Source organism: Pseudarthrobacter sp. 01T43, assembly GCF_056398665.1.
In genome coordinates, this window is sequence record NZ_JBFTPV010000003.1 from 264,694 (window position 1) to 280,250 (window position 15,557).

The 15,557-nt window shown below is 66.5% G+C and carries 14 protein-coding genes; 6 read left to right on the forward strand and 8 right to left on the reverse strand.

What is annotated here, in order from left to right; genetic code table 11:
- Window positions 1–65: 65 nt before the first annotated feature.
- On the reverse strand, window positions 66–410 hold the full coding sequence (locus tag AC1DIM_RS04695) for a cupin domain-containing protein (protein WP_477709328.1): 345 nt from the start codon (window positions 408–410) through the stop codon (window positions 66–68).
- A 303-nt stretch (window positions 411–713) separates the two neighbouring features.
- Between AC1DIM_RS04695 and AC1DIM_RS04700 the strand changes: the two genes are divergently transcribed.
- Window positions 714–3,056: a heavy metal translocating P-type ATPase gene (locus AC1DIM_RS04700; protein WP_477709329.1), complete on the forward strand. Its 2,343-nt coding sequence runs from the start codon at window positions 714–716 to the stop codon at window positions 3,054–3,056.
- Between the two features lie 88 nt (window positions 3,057–3,144).
- Here the strand turns inward: AC1DIM_RS04700 and AC1DIM_RS04705 are convergent, their stop codons facing one another.
- Complete coding sequence (locus tag AC1DIM_RS04705; RefSeq protein WP_477709330.1) at window positions 3,145–3,789, reverse strand: hypothetical protein; 645 nt, start codon at window positions 3,787–3,789, stop codon at window positions 3,145–3,147.
- Window positions 3,790–4,080: 291 nt separating this feature from the next.
- Here AC1DIM_RS04705 and AC1DIM_RS04710 point away from each other — a divergent pair, with 291 nt between their 5' ends.
- Complete coding sequence (locus tag AC1DIM_RS04710; RefSeq protein ID WP_477709331.1) at window positions 4,081–5,667, forward strand: alkaline phosphatase D family protein; 1,587 nt, start codon at window positions 4,081–4,083, stop codon at window positions 5,665–5,667.
- Window positions 5,668–5,737: 70 nt separating this feature from the next.
- On the opposite strand, the gene AC1DIM_RS04715 is transcribed toward AC1DIM_RS04710, so the two are convergent.
- Window positions 5,738–6,064: a type II toxin-antitoxin system PemK/MazF family toxin gene (locus tag AC1DIM_RS04715; protein WP_477709332.1), complete on the reverse strand. Its 327-nt coding sequence runs from the start codon at window positions 6,062–6,064 to the stop codon at window positions 5,738–5,740.
- The gene (locus AC1DIM_RS04720; RefSeq protein WP_477709333.1) at window positions 6,061–6,264 is read right to left on the reverse strand and encodes an antitoxin MazE-like protein; all 204 of its coding nucleotides are present in this window, start codon (window positions 6,262–6,264) and stop codon (window positions 6,061–6,063) included. The genes AC1DIM_RS04715 and AC1DIM_RS04720 overlap by 4 nt, the downstream gene beginning before the upstream one ends.
- Before the next feature lie 243 nt (window positions 6,265–6,507).
- Here AC1DIM_RS04720 and AC1DIM_RS04725 point away from each other — a divergent pair, with 243 nt between their 5' ends.
- The 4 genes from AC1DIM_RS04725 (at window position 6,508) to AC1DIM_RS04740 (ending at window position 10,367) form a co-directional block, all read left to right on the forward strand.
- Complete coding sequence (locus tag AC1DIM_RS04725) at window positions 6,508–7,242, forward strand: DUF5058 family protein (RefSeq protein ID WP_477709334.1); 735 nt, start codon at window positions 6,508–6,510, stop codon at window positions 7,240–7,242.
- 16 nt (window positions 7,243–7,258) lie between these two features.
- The gene (locus AC1DIM_RS04730; protein ID WP_477709335.1) at window positions 7,259–7,990 is read left to right on the forward strand and encodes a hypothetical protein; all 732 of its coding nucleotides are present in this window, start codon (window positions 7,259–7,261) and stop codon (window positions 7,988–7,990) included.
- A 43-nt stretch (window positions 7,991–8,033) separates the two neighbouring features.
- Window positions 8,034–9,272: an amidohydrolase gene (locus AC1DIM_RS04735; protein ID WP_477709336.1), complete on the forward strand. Its 1,239-nt coding sequence runs from the start codon at window positions 8,034–8,036 to the stop codon at window positions 9,270–9,272.
- A 96-nt stretch (window positions 9,273–9,368) separates the two neighbouring features.
- The gene (locus AC1DIM_RS04740; protein ID WP_477709337.1) at window positions 9,369–10,367 is read left to right on the forward strand and encodes an Lrp/AsnC family transcriptional regulator; all 999 of its coding nucleotides are present in this window, start codon (window positions 9,369–9,371) and stop codon (window positions 10,365–10,367) included.
- A 78-nt stretch (window positions 10,368–10,445) separates the two neighbouring features.
- Here AC1DIM_RS04740 and AC1DIM_RS04745 read toward each other — a convergent pair whose 3' ends face one another.
- The 4 genes from AC1DIM_RS04745 to AC1DIM_RS04760 are packed head-to-tail and all read right to left on the reverse strand — an operon-like array spanning window position 10,446 to window position 15,541.
- Entirely contained in the window at window positions 10,446–11,675 is a 1,230-nt protein-coding gene (locus tag AC1DIM_RS04745) for a fumarylacetoacetate hydrolase family protein (protein WP_477709338.1), read from the reverse strand.
- Window positions 11,672–13,195, reverse strand: a complete 1,524-nt coding sequence (locus AC1DIM_RS04750; RefSeq protein WP_477709339.1) for an aldehyde dehydrogenase (NADP(+)) — start codon at window positions 13,193–13,195, stop codon at window positions 11,672–11,674. The genes AC1DIM_RS04745 and AC1DIM_RS04750 overlap by 4 nt, the downstream gene beginning before the upstream one ends.
- Window positions 13,125–14,204 (reverse strand): 2-hydroxyacid dehydrogenase, encoded by a 1,080-nt coding sequence (locus tag AC1DIM_RS04755; protein ID WP_477709340.1) that lies wholly within the window; start codon window positions 14,202–14,204, stop codon window positions 13,125–13,127. The genes AC1DIM_RS04750 and AC1DIM_RS04755 overlap by 71 nt, the downstream gene beginning before the upstream one ends.
- Entirely contained in the window at window positions 14,201–15,541 is a 1,341-nt protein-coding gene (locus AC1DIM_RS04760; RefSeq protein WP_477709341.1) for an MFS transporter, read from the reverse strand. Before AC1DIM_RS04760 ends, AC1DIM_RS04755 begins: the two co-directional genes overlap by 4 nt.
- Between the last annotated feature and the right edge of the window lie 16 nt (window positions 15,542–15,557).

Consider the following 15,557-nt stretch of genomic DNA (forward strand, 5'->3'; position numbering starts at 1 on the left):
CCCACAACGACGTCCGGCAGCGCTACCGTTTTGATCTTTGAAGTGGCCCGCTCAGCGGAAAGCTTTCAGCGTTTGGCGTAGTCGGCGAATCCCTGCCAGTCGATGATGACGCAGGGCTCGTCTCCGACCACCCAGGCGTCATGCCCCGGGGCCATGGTGGCGAAGTCGCCGGGCCCGTACTCCATCTCTTCGCCATCATCCATGACCACCTTCATCCGGCCGGAAACGAAGTACCCCATATGGGATGCCTGGCAGCTCTCCGTTTTCGCGATCGGCTTCACATGTTCGGACCAGCGCCATCCAGGCTTGAACGTGGCGCGGCCGACTGCCCCCTTTTCCATGTTGACGAGTTGAAGCTGGCCGGTCTCACCTTCGAAGGGACGGGTCTCCTCCGGCGAATCCAGGCTCATGCGAACTAGATTTGGCATTTTCATCTCCCGAGCTCGGTGGTGCGTTTGGCCATTGTCCGCCTGCGCATGGACCCCCGCAAGGGTCCACGCACTACTGACCGCACAAGCCGACCGGGCTTGATTTATACCCCCTAGGGGTATAATTTGAGAGTTACCGGAAAGAGTCGTCACGGCCCCCGCCCAGGGCACGCCCGAACGCACTGAAGGTCTTCCTCCGCGGTTCAGTGGAGCGCCATCTCAAGTGACCTGACGCTTCCGGACTCCACGGAAACCCGCAATCCGTGTGAGGAGACCAGCGTTATCATGACCGAGCATGCACATCACCGCCATGGGGCCGGAACGGCCGAACAGGTCAAGGACCCCGTCTGCGGGATGACTGTCGACCCGCAAGCCACTGGGCACCACGCCGATCACCAGGGACAGCAGTACTACTTCTGTTCGGCCGGATGCCTGGACAAGTTCGTGGCGGATCCGGCCCGGTATCTGCCTGGAACCGGCGAGTCAACCGCCATCGCGCCTGCAAAGGACGAGGAGCTCGAGTACACCTGCCCCATGCACCCTGAAATCCGGCAGTCGGGGCCGGGTTCCTGCCCGATCTGTGGGATGGCACTGGAGCCGGTGGTCATCACGGCCAAGAGCGGACCAAACCCCGAACTCGCCTACATGAGCCGGCGGTTCTGGGTCGGCCTGGCACTGACAATCCCGGTCTTCCTCCTCGAAATGGGGGGCCACCTGTTCCCCGCGCTGCACGAAGTGGTCCCGCCGCAGCTCTCCGCCTGGATCCAGTTCTTCCTGGCCACGCCGGTGGTCCTGTGGGCCGGCTGGCCCTTCTTCGTCCGCGGCTGGGCCTCGCTCCGGACCATGAAACTGAACATGTTCACGCTCATCGCGATCGGCACCGGCGTCGCGTGGCTCTACAGCGTGGCCGCCATCTTCGTGCCCTCCGCTTTTCCGGAGGCGTTCCGGGGCATGGACGGCAGCGTCGATGTCTACTTCGAGGCCGCCGCGGTCATTGTGGTCCTGGTCCTGCTCGGCCAGGTGCTCGAGCTGCGCGCCCGGGAACAGACCTCCGGCGCCATCAAGGCCCTGCTGGATTTGACGCCCAAGACCGCGCGAAGGATCGGGACCGACGGCGCCGAACTCGAAGTCCCGCTCGGCCAGCTGCAGGTCGGCGACCGGGTCCGGGTCCGGCCCGGGGAAAAGGTCCCGGTCGACGGCGAAGTGGTGGACGGGCGCGCCACACTCGATGAATCCCTCGTCACCGGCGAATCGATGCCCGTGACCAAACAAGCCGGGGATCACGTCGTCGGCGGCACGCTCAACCAGACCGGGGCACTGGTCATCAGCGCACAGAAACTGGGCAGCGACTCCATGCTGGCCCGCATTGTCACCATGGTCGCCGCCGCCCAGCGCTCACGGGCCCCGATCCAGGGCCTGGCCGACAAGGTGGCTTCCTGGTTCGTTCCCATCGTCATCGCCATCGCCGTGGCTGCCTTCATCATCTGGGCACTGGTGGGACCCGAACCCCGGATGGCGCACGGCCTGATCGTGGCCGTCTCCGTGCTGATCATTGCCTGCCCGTGTGCCCTTGGCCTAGCCACACCGATGTCCATCATGGTCGGCGTCGGGCGCGGTGCGGGACTGGGCGTGCTGATCAAGAACGCCGAAGCCCTCGAACGGATGGAAAAGGTGGACACGCTCGTCGTGGACAAAACCGGGACCCTGACAGAGGGACGTCCCTCCGTCACCGGCATCGTTCCGGCAGACGGCTTCGCGGAACAGGAGGTGCTGCGCCTGGCCGCCGCCGTCGAGCAGGCCTCCGAGCACCCGCTCGGCCTGGCCATCGTCGAAGCCGCCCATGGCGCCGGCATCACGATTCCGCCGGTGGCGGACTTCGACTCGCCGCTGGGCAAGGGTGTCTCCGGAACGGTTGAGGGACGGCGCGTGCTGCTGGGCAGTGCAAAGTTCCTGGCCTCAGAGGGCGTGCCGACCGATGCCCTGGCCGCGCGCGCCGAGGAGCTGCGGGCCGACGGCGCGACCGCCATCTTCGCCGGCATCGGCGGACTCCCCGCCGCGGTATTCGCCATCGCGGACCCGGTCAAGGAAAGCACACCAGCCGCGCTGAACGCCCTGCGGCAGGAAGGCATCCGCGTCGTTATGCTCACCGGCGACAACCGCACCACCGCCGAAGCGGTCGCCCGGCGGCTGGGGATCACCGAGATCGAGGCCGAGGTGCTGCCCGATCACAAGAGCGCCGTCGTCGAGCGGCTGCGCACCGAAGGCCGGATCGTGGCCATGGCCGGCGACGGCGTCAACGACGCTCCCGCTCTGGCCGCGGCCGACGTCGGCATCGCCATGGGTTCCGGAACCGACGTAGCGATCGAAAGCGCCGGAATCACGCTGTTGAAAGGGGATTTGACAGGAATAGTGCGGGCCAGGAAACTCTCCGAAGCCACCATGGCCAACATCCGGCAAAACCTCGTCTTCGCGTTCATCTACAACGCGGCCGGGATCCCGCTCGCCGCAGGCATTCTCTACCCCGCTTTCGGCCTGTTGCTCTCCCCCATCGTCGCTGCCGCCGCGATGGCACTGTCCTCCGTCAGCGTCATCACCAACGCCCTGCGCCTGCGGGCCACGAAGATCTGACCGCACCGGCGGATTCGGAAGTCTCGGCGCTCATTCGTATCCAAGCCTTGGCTCACGACCGGCCACCCGGCCCGTGGACCAGCGGCCACTACGGAACGCCGGCCGCCCGCGCCCTGATCATGGTCACGGTGGCCGGGAGTGCCATATCGGACATTCCAGGGTAATTGAACTGCAACTGCGGGTCCACCTCGTAGGTGAGCCACCGCCGCTTCAGCAGATCGTGACGGTCGGCGGTCCTCCCGTATTCCTTGACATCGGCCAGCGAAAGGTGCGCCAACAGCCCGGCGTCCGCGCCCGCCGCCAGGGACACTGTCCTGACTCCCTCAGACTGGCGGCCAAGAGCTTCTTCGGTCCCCAGCGCCAAAGGGGTAACGCCCTTCTGGGTGAACTGGACGTTGTACTGGTAAGCCCGGATCTCCTCCGGCGTCATGTAGTCCAGTTCGCCGGGAGATTTCCTGGCCACCGCTCGGGAGCCGTATCGGCTCGCAACGCTGCTGCGCGGGACCGGGAAGAGGTACTTACCCACCACAAACCCGATGGCGATGGCAATCCAGAACGCCAAGGTGGGAAAATCCAGCCATGATGCCACAACTGCTGCACCCACAGTGCAGGCGGCGTGGCCACCTGAAAAGATGACCTTGGTGCGGCCGAGCCGGTACACACGGCGGGGACGGTCCAGTTGCTTTTCGTGGAATGCCTTCAGCGTGGCAGTCCATTCACCGGCGTTGCTCACCAGTCACTCTCCTCAGTCATGCTGACGACGTCACTGCCGTCGGACGCGGACACCGGAGACGTGCTGCTGCTCGGCCTGGCCGCRGGCAAACCCGGACACCGGTGTAGGACTTGACCGGTACGGCCCCCCTCGCCAAAGATACCCTTTCAGAACGGCGGCCCTGCCGGGGAAGTGGGTAATGACAACGGATAACCCCGCACTACGCCACATCAACAACTCTTGTCATGCAGTTAACTATCCATTCATATCCCCCTCAGGACCCGTCTAACCATCCCCCCTAGGGTCGGATGCATGGATAACATTTCGCGCAGATCCCTCCTTTCCGCCGGCCTCGGGGCCGGCCTCGTCGCAGCCCTTCCGGGTGCGGCCTTCGCTTCAACCGCGGACGACGCCGGCCTCCGCGCCGACCCGTTTATGCTCGGCATCGCCTCCGGCGAGCCGTGGCCGGACGGCTTCGTGATCTGGACCCGCCTCGCCATTGACCCGGTCGCGGAGGACGGACTGGGCGGCATGCCCTCCCGCAACGTCGCCGTGCGGTGGGAAGTGGCCGAGGACGCCAACATGCGCACGGTAGTAGCCCGCGGCGTCGAGCATGCCCGGATCGAAACCGCGCACTCGGTGCACGTGGAGCTGAAGGGACTGCGCCCGGGGCGCGAGTACTTCTACCGCTTCCGCACGGGCAAGCACATCAGCCCGGTGGGCCGCACCCTGACCAGCCCGGCGCTGCACGAGACGCCGGCGGCGCTGGCCATGACGTTCGCCAGCTGCGCGCAGTACGAGCACGGCTACTTCACCGCGTACCGGCGACTGGCGCAGGACCAGCCGGACCTGGTGCTGCACCTGGGCGACTACCTGTACGAGTACACGAAGGGCGGCTACGTGATCGGCGGCGGCAACCCGCGCGACCACGCCGGCCCGGAGACCGTCAGCCTGGCCAGCTACCGCCAGCGGCACGCGCAGTACAAGGCCGACGCCGACCTGCAGTCCGCGCACGCAATCGCACCGTGGCTGGTGGTGTGGGATGACCACGAGGTGGACAACAACTGGGCGGACGACGTCCCGGAAAACCGGGATGCGAGCCAGCTGAACGACACCACCGAGCACTTCAGGCAGCGCCGGGCCGCCGCGTTCCAGGCCTACTACGAGAACATGCCGCTGCGGCCGTCGTCCGTGCCGGCGGGTGCCGACATGAAGATCTACCGGAAGCTGCAGTGGGGCCAGCTGGCCAACTTCCACATGATGGATACCCGCCAGTACCGCGACGACCAGCTCGCCGGCGACGGCTGGAAGAAAAACGTGGCCGAGCGCCTGGCCGAGGACCGTACCATCACCGGCGCCGAGCAGGAGAAATGGCTGCTGGACGGGTTCAAGAATTCCACGCAGCGCTGGGACATCCTCGGCCAGCAGGTGTTCTTCACCGAGCGGGACCGCGACAAGGCCCCGGAGATCGACGACGTCTCCATGGACGGTTGGGACGGCTACGCCGCGTCGCGCCGCCGCATCACGCAGGGCTGGGTGGACGCGAACGTCCGCAACGCCGTGGTCCTCACCGGCGACGTGCACCGCAACTGGGCCAACGACGTCAAGGTGGACTACAAGGACCCTGCCTCCCCCGTGGTCGGCTCCGAGCTGGTCTGCACGTCCATCACGTCCACCGGCAACGGCAACGGCTCAACAGCCGATCCCGTGATGGCATGGAACCCGCACCTGAAGTTCTACAACGACAACCGCGGCTACGTGAACACCCGGATCACGAAGGATGCAATGACCGCGGACTTCCGCACGCTGGACTACGTCACGACGCCGGGCGCGCCCGTTTCGACGAAGGCCTCCTTCGCCATCCAGGACGGTGTGCCGGGGCTGGTGGCACGGGGATAGCTCCCCTCCTACAGAACCATCCGACGACGGCGGGTCGGCCCGGCATTTCGGGCCGATCCGCCGTCGTCGCTCAGCGCGCGAGCCCCAAAAAGACGGCGAGGGACTGCTCGACCGTAGTCATCGTCTTGGCGTCTACTTGCCCAAGTCTGTGTCCAAGATTGGTCCGCCGCACCGTGGTCAGCTTGTCTACCATGATCTGGCTTTCGCGCTCCAGGCCGGTCGAGGCGCCGGCATCGACTGACGGCCTCAGGAGTGGAGCGTTGGTCAGTTGGGACGTCAGCGGCAAAAGCGTGACGGACTCCACGGCCTCAAACAAGTCGTCCTGAATTATGAGCGCTGGCCTGGGTTTCTGTGCATAAGTTCCGCCTGAAACTGTCCACAACTCGCCTCGCTTCACTCCGGCCAATCTTCCGAAATTTCCTCGATGAAGTCCTGGTCGTCGCTGGCCCTGTCGGCGGCAGCAACAGCCAGTGCTTGCCGCCGCGCCTCAAGCTTGAAGTCTTGCGTACGGACATCCGGCACCCACATTTGAACCTGCCGCAGGCCGCGCTCACGCATGGCAATTCGGTGGCGTGCAACACGATCCCTAACGCTCATAGTCAATTGTTACATGTAACACCTTCGCCTGTCAGTGTTGCGGCCGGCACTGAAGATCATCTTGTGGTGATCCGCGCCCGGGACTCCGACGGCGCTCATCGATATCGACAGAAACACGACAAAACACTTGACTTATGGACATTCGATGGCGTTTCATGGAAGAAATCAGCAATGATGTGGATCACAGACCTGTTAGATCGACATCACACCTGAGCCAAACCATGAAACCCCCAAGGAGTGCGGATGCACCGCTTCGCCGTCGACCCGGGTTCGACCGACATCACCCCAGTGTCTTTCCACCCTGTCCTCTGGATCTGCGCGGCAGCCGTGTTCGCGGTCATCGTGCTCCAGTCCGTCATCTACCTGCGCGCCATCCGCAAGGCCGCCGGCTCGGTGAACCTCACGGACAAGCAGGTCATCGGCTCGGTCCGCCGCGGCGGCATCGCCGCGATCGGCCCCTCGCTCGCCGTCGCCCTCGTCGCGGTCTCGCTCCTGCCGCTTTTCAGTACCCCGGCCGTCCTGACCCGCATCGGCCTCGTCGGCTCCGCGGCGTTCGACGTCGCCGCGGCCGGCCTGGCAGCCCAATCTCAGGGTGCGCAGCTCGGCGGCCCCACCTACACCCAGAAGGTCTTCGCCATCGGATTCGCCGCGATGACCCTCGGCGGCCTGGTGTGGATGCTCACCGCGCTGATCCTCACCCCCATCCTGGCCAAGGGCGACAAGACGCTGCGCAAGGTCAACCCCGCCGTGATGACCGTGGTCCCCACGGCAGCGATCCTCGCCGCGTTCTTCACACTCGCGTTCACTGAGACCACCAAGTCCGGGGTCCATGTCCTCACGCTGCTCGCCTCCGCGCTAGTGATGGGTCTGTGCATCGCCGCCGCGAAGTTCTTCAACAAGCCCTGGCTGCGCGAGTGGGGCCTCGGCATCGCGATCTTCGTGGCCCTCGCCGCCGCCTTCCTTGTCACAGCCAAGTAGCCCAGGAGAACCGCTCATGTCCTCTAAGACCGCATCCCTCGACGGGCTCGCCCAGTTCGAGCGCACCACGTCCATCTGGGGCCCCATCACCCTGGGGCTCGGCTTCCTCGTCTCCCTCGCCGCCGCGCTCTTCGCAGCGTTTGGCACCGGCCTCGGCATCACCGGCCAGGAGGTGTGGACCGCGTTCGGCATCGTCTTCGCGACGTTCGGCATCATCGCCGTTGTCGAGCCGATCTCCTACTACCCGATCCTCGGACGCTCCGCCATGTACCAGGCGTTCATGATCGGCAACATCGCCAACAAGCTGCTCCCGTCGGCCCTCATCGCCCAGACCGATCTCGGCGAGAAGCCGGGCACGCGCCGCGCCGAACTTATCGCGGGCGCCGCGATCATCGGCGCGGCGGCCGTCCACATCCTCTCGCTCATCATCTTCGTGGGCTTCCTCGGCACGTGGCTTCTCGGCCTCCTGCCGGCGGGACTCATCGCGGTGGCCCGCCTGTACATCCTCTCCGCCGTCTTCGGCGCCGTGACGGTCCAGGCCGTGGTGACCATGAAGAACGCGCGGACCACCATCATCGCCGCCGTGGTCTCGGCCATCGTCGTCTACGGCGTGATCCGGATTGCACCGGCCCTGACGAACTATGCCACCGCGGTTTCGGTCGTCGCTGTCATCCTCGTCGCCTGGTTCGCCCGGAACCGCAGCGTGGACGCAACGTCGTCCGAGGCCCCGTCCTCCATCGGACACTAAGCTCCACCAGCAGAACCGAACCTGAGTGACATGAAAGGCCACCATGACTGACACCGCCACCCTCGCCAAAGGCATTGAGGTCCCCGCAGGCTTCGTCGCCGAGCACGTCGAGATGTACAAGGAGTACCACCGGACGCCCGAGCTGTCCTCGGTGGAACACGGCACCGCCGAAGCGATCGAGGCCAGGCTGACCGAGCTGGGAGTCGAACATTTCCGCTCGGGCGGGACCGGCGTCGTCGGTCTCCTGACGAACGGCGAGGGGCCCGTGGTCGGCTTCCGCGCGGACACGGACGGCCTGCCCATCGAGGAGGCCACCGGCCTCGACTACGCGAGCACCGCCACCGGCACGCTGCCCGACGGCAACGAAGGGCCCACCATGCACGGCTGCGGCCATGACACCCACATCACGGCCGCCCTAGCCGCCGCCGCGTACCTCACCGCGAACCGGGGTGCGTGGCACGGGACCGTGGTGTTCCTCTTCCAGCCGGGCGAGGAGACTGCGTGGGGTGCCAAGGCAATGGTCGACGACGGCCTCTGGGACCGCGCGCCGCGCCCCGAAGTGGTCCTCGCCCAGCACGTGATGCCCGTCGAGGCGGGAAAGTTCTGGCTGCGCGCCGGAAACATGGCCAGCCTCGCCGACTCGTGGCGGATCACCGTCCGCGGGCGCCAGGCCCACGGGTCCCAGCCGGAGAAGTCCCTTGACCCGATCGTCGCCGCGGCCTCGATGGTCCTGCGCCTGCAGACGATCGTCTCGCGCGAGCTAGCACCCATCACACCCGCCGTCGTGACGGTCGGCACGTTCCACGCGGGCCTGAAGGAAAACATCATCCCGGAGACCGCGGAGTTCTCCGTCAACGTGCGCACCCCCGACGAGGACGTCCGCGCCCACGTCCTGGGCTCGATCCGCCGCATCGTCGCCGCCGAGGCCGCCGCCTCCGGCATCGACGAACCCGCCATCGTGGAGATCAACCGCTTCCCGCGCCTCTTCAACGACGCCGCCCACACCGCGCGCGCCACGGCGGCGCTCCAGGCAGGTTTCGGACCAGACTCCGTCATCGCCGCGCCGCTGGGCATGGGCTCTGAGGACGCCGGCTGGCTGGGCGACGCGATCGGCGTTCCCGTGGTGTTCTGGGCGTTCGGTGCATTCCCGGCCGCGGCATTCACCGACGGCCAGGCGCCGGCCGGCAACCACTCCCCGCAGTTCGCGCCCGACGCCGAGCTCGCCGTGGTCAACGGCACCGGAGCCGCGCTGGCGGTGCTGCTGGAGTACCTGGGCAACTAGCCAAACGCACGACGGCGGGTTCCCACCCGCCGTCGTGCGTTCGCCTTTAAGCGGGGCTGCCCGGGGTGATGCCCCGGGCATGGAAGGATGAAGCGCATGCTCGATGACCTCGACCGCCAGATTGTGGCGGCCCTTATCCGCAACGGCCGCGCGCCGTGGCGGCTCATTGCCGAGGTGCTTGGCCAGCAGGAGCGCACCGTGGCCCGCCGGGGCAACAGGCTCCTCGCGTCCGGGGAGGTGCGCGTTCAATCGTTCCCGAGTCCTGCGGCGCTGGCGCCCGTGGACCTCTACATGCTCCGCGTCGATGCCGCACCGGCCGCCGTCACCGCGGTGGGGACCTGGCTCGCCGAGCGGCCGGAGACGCACTGGATCAGCTCGTTGTCCGGGGCGAGCGGGTGCATCGTGGAGCTTTTCCTCGAACAGGACGCCCTGGGCCCCTTCCTTTACAGCGAGCTGGCCGGCCTTGACGGCGTACGGGACTTCTCGCTCGATCCGATCTTCGAGTACTACCGCACTGTCTCGGGCTGGCGGCCGGACCTCCTCACCCTGGAGCAGTACGAGGCGCTCAGCCCTTCCGAACACCCGCAGTTCGCCGCACAGTACATGGAACTCGGGATGCCGCCCCTGGACGAGCCGAACCGCGCCCTCGCCGAGCTCCTGCGCGCCAACGGCCGGATCACAATTGACGAGCTGGCCGCCGGCCTGGGAGTGTCCAAGGCCACCGCGAGCCGGCGGCTGGAGACACTCATCGCCGACGGTGCGGTGTACGTGCGGGCGATCCTCGACCCTGCGTCGATCGGGTATCCGGTGGAGGCCCTCCTGACCGTCCGGGCCGAAGCCCCCGCGCTGGACGCCGCCGGACGTTACGTTGCTGACCTGCCGGCGACGCGCTGGGCCGCGAACGTTTCGGGCCGCATCCTGGTCCAGACCGCGACCCGGAGCCTAGCCGAGCTGCACGCCGTCATGAAGGGGATCGCCGTGCGTCCCGGTGTGACCGGTGCGGACGTCTCGCTCGTGGCCGGGATCTTCAAGCGCAGCACGGTCGCCTACTTCGACGGGAAGATCCCGCCTGTTGGAATAGACGCTGGCAAGTAAGGTAATGCGATGGCCTGCTGCAGGCACCGCAGCAGACAGCAATGGTGAAAGGCGGCGCCCGGGCTGACGATCCAGCCGCTACGGTGCGGGTACTGCGGCGGCCATGGCATTCAACTGCCCGCTCCCTGACCCCGTCTCCAACCCCGACAGGTATTCGAAGAGGGTGCTGATCCCGAAGGTCCACGGTTCCATGTCCTCGGTCTTCCGGGTCCGGTTGACGAGCGTTCCAAGCTGGGGACTGCTGATGGTGACTACGTCGCCCGGCTTGTGCGTAAACCCGAGCCCCTCGGCGTCCCGGTCCTGCGTCGGCGCGAACAGTGTTCCAGTGAAGAGGGCGAAGCCGTCCGGGTACTGGTGGTGACGGCCCCACGCAGCACTGATGAGCTCCTCGAACGGACGGCTGATCCGCGCAAGGCTGTTGCGGCCCTCCAGCCGGTAACCATCCGTGCCTTCAACCGTGAGGCTGATTTCCTCCGCCCGGAGGGACTCCAGGGTGAAGTCTTTATGGAAGAGCCGGATCAGCGGGCCGATGGCGCAGGATGCGTTGTTGTCTTTGGCCATGCCCAGGAGCAGGGCACTGCGGCCTTCCACGTCACGGAGGTTGACATCGTTTCCGAGGGTCGCGCCCCTGGCGTTTCCGGCCGAGTCGACAATAAGCACCAGCTCCGGTTCGGGGTTGTTCCATGACGAGAAGCCGGGAATGCCCACTCCGGCGCCGAAACCCACGGAGGACAGGACCGGAGCCTTGGTGAACACCTCCGGGTCGGGGCCAAGGCCCACTTCAAGGTACTGCGACCACATCCCCCGGGCTGACAACACCCGCTTGACTTCCCGCGCCTCTTCCGAGCCGGGGCGCAGCGTGTCCAGGCCTCCCCCGAGCGCCTCGAGGACCGTCCTGCGGGCCTCTGCCGCGCGGTTGGAATCACCACCGCAGCGCTCTTCGATGACCCGCTCCACCATGCTCTCCACGAACGTCACTCCGCACGCTTTGACCACCTGCAGGTCAACCGGGGCAAGCAGATGGGGCCGTTCCCGGTCCTCCGCCAGTGAAGCGTCGATCAGATCGGCAAGGCTCCAGCGGGGAGCACCACCGGCGTGCAGCACGTAGTCCGCAGGCTTTTCCTGCTCCAGAAGTCCTGCCACAGTGCGGACTTTGTGGGTGAGGTCGAAGACCTCGTCGCCACGGACGCCCACCACTCGCGGCCCCCTCGACGCAGGATCCCACACACGGCCCACCAGGACCGCGGCTGCCCCCTCTGTGGGGAGAACTTGTGCGGGGAGAATCTGCCGGGGATCGGTTGCTGTCATTTGCTGTCCTCTCGTTGCACGGCCGGTTCCCACTCGCCATCCACCCGGCGTCGAATCCGCCAGGCATTCCCGTCGCGCAACGGCACAGGAAGTTGCGACGGCGGGAAGCTGTCGTAGGCGACAGGGCGCATAAAGCGGCCAATGGCAGCGGTCCCCACGGAGGTGGTGGCTGCGGTGGTGGCGGGGTACGGTCCGCCATGGTGCTGGGCGTAGGTCACGGTGACACCCGTTGGCCAGGCGTTCCAGAGCAGGCGGCCGGCCCGCTCCCGCAACTCCGTCAGCAAAACGGACACGTCTTCCTCAGGCTCGGCCTGGACTGTCGCTGTCAGCTGCCCGTCCAGCAGCCGGGCCAGGTCCGCCAGGTCATCGCCCGGGCTGTAACCGACCACCAGTGTTGCCGGACCGAACATCTCCTGCTCGAGGACTTCGGGGTGTTGACGGACTTTCCCGGCAGCGATGAACAGCACCGTTGGTTTGGGCACCTCTGCGCCATCCCCGGGCACCAGGACGTCGACGCCGGACGCTGCCTGGACGGAGTTCAGCGCCTTGCCGAACCCCTCCCGCAAGGCCGGGCTGAGGAGCGGGCTTGGCTGTTTCGAAGCCAACTCCCGGTGCAGCAGGTCACTGATCTCTTCGGGATCCTGCACCGGCGCGAACAGCAGCCCCGGCTTGGTGCAGAACTGACCCATACCCATGGTGAAGGAGGCCGCATAACCGGTCAGGATTTCCTCGCGCCTGGCCTCCCAGGCCTTTTCGGTGACGAAAACGGGATTGATGCTGCCCAGTTCGCCGTAGAACGGGATCGGCGCCGGCCGGTTGGAGGCCCGGTCGAAGAGTGCCCGGCCGCCGGCTGTTGACCCGGTGAAGCCGATTGCCTTGACCAGGGGATGGTCCACGAGGCGTTCTGCCGCTTCCCTGCCAACCAGTGTGGAGAAGAGGCCTTGGGGAGCGCCGGCCTTTGCCAGGGCCGCCGTGACCACATCAGCCGTGCGGATGCCCAGGCGGAGGTGCCCTTCGTGGATTTTGTGCACCACGGCGCAGCCGGCCGCGAGCGCCGAAGCACTGTCTCCGCCCATCACGCTGAAGGCGAAGGGGAAGTTCGAGGCGCCAAAGACACCCACCACACCCAACGGCACGTTGACGCGCCGGATGTCTGGGCTGGGGCCCATCCCCCACGCGGGATCCGCGTGGGGGATGGTCACGTCGAGGTGTTCCCCGCGGACAATTTCTCCGATGAACAGCCGGAGCTGGAACACGGACCTTCGCAGCTCAAAACGAAGCCGGGCCTCGTCCAGGTGTGTTTCCTCCTGCGCCAGTGACACCAACTCATCGGCGTGGGATTCCAGTGCCGAGGCGACTTCCTCGAGCCACCGCGCCCTGACGCGTGGCTCGACGTCCCGGCCGCGCTCGTAGGCCTGGTGGGCTGCAACTATGCGGCTGTCGGCCTGGTCAGCTGTCACAGTTCCTCCCCTGTTTGGCGGCGAAGGCAGCTGTGCCAAACACCTCGGGGTTGAGGACATTGAGCGGCTTCTCCCCCGCGGCCATGGCAAGTATTGAGCCCACCGCGCCCGCGGAAACATCGCGGGTGAAGTCCTCGGTCCAGCACAGCGAGTGCGGCGAGAGCACCACGTTGTCCAGGGTCAGCAGCGCGTCGTCGGGAAGCAATGGCTCGGGTTCGAAGACGTCCAGTCCGGCACCGGCGATGAGGCCCGTTTGCAGGGCGTGGCGCAGGGCGTCGGTGTCCACCAGTTTTCCCCGGCCGATGTTGATGAGGTGGGCGCTTGGCTTCATCCGTGCCAGGGCGTCTGCGCCGATGAGGTTTTCCGTCTCAGGCGTGAGTGCCGCACACAGCACTACGTAGTCGGAACGCTCAAGCAGCTCGTCCAGTCCGAGCAGCTCCACCCCCAGGCCGGCGGCCTCCGGGTGGCGGCCGCTGCGGTTGTTGCCCACCACCTTCATCCCCAGCGGGGCCAGGAGCCTGGCGAGCTCTGCGCCGACGCTGCCGAAGCCCACGATGCCCACCGTCCGGCCGACGATCGGGGCCCCGCGGTAGCGTTCGCGGGCAGCCCAGTCCGAGGTCCGGGTGAGACGGTCCTTGGCCAGCAGTTTGTGCGAGAGCGCCAGCAGGAGCGTGAGGCCGGCTACCGCGAGCGGCCGCCGGATGGCGTCCGGCGTGTTGGTGACCACCACGCCGGCCCGGGTGCAGGCCTCGAGATCGATCGTCTCGAACCCGGCACCGAACCGGGCAATCTGCCGAAGGTCCGGCGCATGGTCCAGGGTCCGGGCATCGAACGCGATGTGGCCGAGCGACAGCACGGCGTGGACGCCGGTGAGATCGGCCGGCGGAATCGGGTCCGTGTAGCTGGGCAGGACGTGCCACTGAACGCCTTGCTCGGTGAGCCGCCGGAGGCCGAGGTCTCCGTGGATGGAACTGCCATCAGGTTTTGCGGCGTCTGCCGTGACCGCGACGGTGAACGGCGCGCGCACGGAGGTTCCCGGCGTCGTCAATTCATTCGTTGCCGTGCTCATGCGTTGGATCCGTTCCCATCGGCGGGTACTGCGGTCTTTTCCCGGATGGGTTCGCGCACCAGCACCGTGTAGGCCACTGCGGCCATTGCGGCGATAATGCCGCCGATCACGAACGAGGGCGCGTAGGAGCCGGTTGCGTCAGCGATCACGCCGGTCAGGAGTGGCGCGAAGGCGCCGCCGAAGTAGCCGCCGAAGTTCTGGATGGCGCCCACGGATGCCACCTGGGAGTTGTCCACGATGTCTCCGGGCATCGCCCAGGCGGCGGCCTGCATGGTGGCAACGAAGCCGAGTGCCAGGGTCATCACGGCGATGGCGAGCGGGAGGGAATCGACGAACGGGATAAGGCAGATGAGAATGCCGGCGATGACGGCCGCAACGGACATCACGTGGCGTTTGGCCTGCAGCGGGTCGCGGCCGGATTTCTTCGAGTAGCGGGTCATTACCCAACCGCCGGTGATGCCCAGGATGGCCGCGCCGAGATAAGGGACTGCCGCGAGCCAGCCGGAGTTTGCGATGCTGGCGCCGCGCTCTTCCTGCAGGTAGAGCGGCAGGAAGACGATGAAGATGTTCCAGATCCAGATGACGCAGAAGAACCCGGCCATCATGCCCCAGATCTGGCGGTGCTTGAAGAGCCCGAGCCAGGAAACCTTCTTGGCGCTCAGCTGCTGCGTGGTCCGCTGGCTTTCGATGTACTCAAGTTCCTCGGCACTGGCTCGCTTGTGCTCCTCCGGGGCGCGGTAGTAGATGAAGAAGGCGAGTGCCAGCACCAGGCCGGCGACGCCGAGGAAGATGAAGATGGCCTGCCAGCCGAAGGTCAGCATGATGGCGGTGAGGATGGGCGGCGCGATGGCCGGGCCCCACTTGGAGCCGCTGTCCCAGATCGCGGTTGCCTGTCCGCGCTCCGACCGGGGGAACCAGTCGGCGGTGAGCTTCGCGGACGCCGGCCCGTTGGGAGCCTCCGCGACGCCGAGCAGGAACCGGAACGTGATGAACTGCCACATCCTGCTGCCCATCGCCATCAGGGCGGTGGCGATGCTCCAGCCGGCAATGGCCAGGAAATACATCCGGCGGGCGCCCAGCTTGTCCACGAGCCAGCCGGCCGGGAGCTGCGCAAAAGCGTAGGTCCAGGAGAAGACTGTTCCCAGCAGACCAATGTCCGTCCGGCTGAGGCCGAATTCCTTGATCAGTTCCGGCGCGGCAATGGAGATGGCGCTTCGGTCCATGTAGTTGATGATTCCTGCGGCCAGTGCCCAGCCAAGGATCCACCACCGCAAATTCTTGATAGTACGCCGCGTGGCCGACTCTTTTGGCTTGCTGGCAAAAGTCTCAGTCTGCACTTTTCACTCCCTCGTG

Coding starts and splice junctions, on each gene's coding strand:
- AC1DIM_RS04695 (WP_477709328.1), bottom strand. CDS start 410: ATGAGCCTGGATTCGCCGGAGGAGACCCGTCCCTTCGAAGGTGAGACC.
- AC1DIM_RS04700 (WP_477709329.1), top strand. CDS start 714: ATGACCGAGCATGCACATCACCGCCATGGGGCCGGAACGGCCGAACAG.
- AC1DIM_RS04710 (WP_477709331.1), top strand. CDS start 4,081: ATGGATAACATTTCGCGCAGATCCCTCCTTTCCGCCGGCCTCGGGGCC.
- AC1DIM_RS04720 (WP_477709333.1), bottom strand. CDS start 6,264: ATGAGCGTTAGGGATCGTGTTGCACGCCACCGAATTGCCATGCGTGAG.
- AC1DIM_RS04725 (WP_477709334.1), top strand. CDS start 6,508: ATGCACCGCTTCGCCGTCGACCCGGGTTCGACCGACATCACCCCAGTG.
- AC1DIM_RS04730 (WP_477709335.1), top strand. CDS start 7,259: ATGTCCTCTAAGACCGCATCCCTCGACGGGCTCGCCCAGTTCGAGCGC.
- AC1DIM_RS04735 (WP_477709336.1), top strand. CDS start 8,034: ATGACTGACACCGCCACCCTCGCCAAAGGCATTGAGGTCCCCGCAGGC.
- AC1DIM_RS04740 (WP_477709337.1), top strand. CDS start 9,369: ATGCTCGATGACCTCGACCGCCAGATTGTGGCGGCCCTTATCCGCAAC.
- AC1DIM_RS04745 (WP_477709338.1), bottom strand. CDS start 11,675: ATGACAGCAACCGATCCCCGGCAGATTCTCCCCGCACAAGTTCTCCCC.
- AC1DIM_RS04750 (WP_477709339.1), bottom strand. CDS start 13,195: ATGTCCTCAACCCCGAGGTGTTTGGCACAGCTGCCTTCGCCGCCAAAC.
- AC1DIM_RS04755 (WP_477709340.1), bottom strand. CDS start 14,204: ATGAGCACGGCAACGAATGAATTGACGACGCCGGGAACCTCCGTGCGC.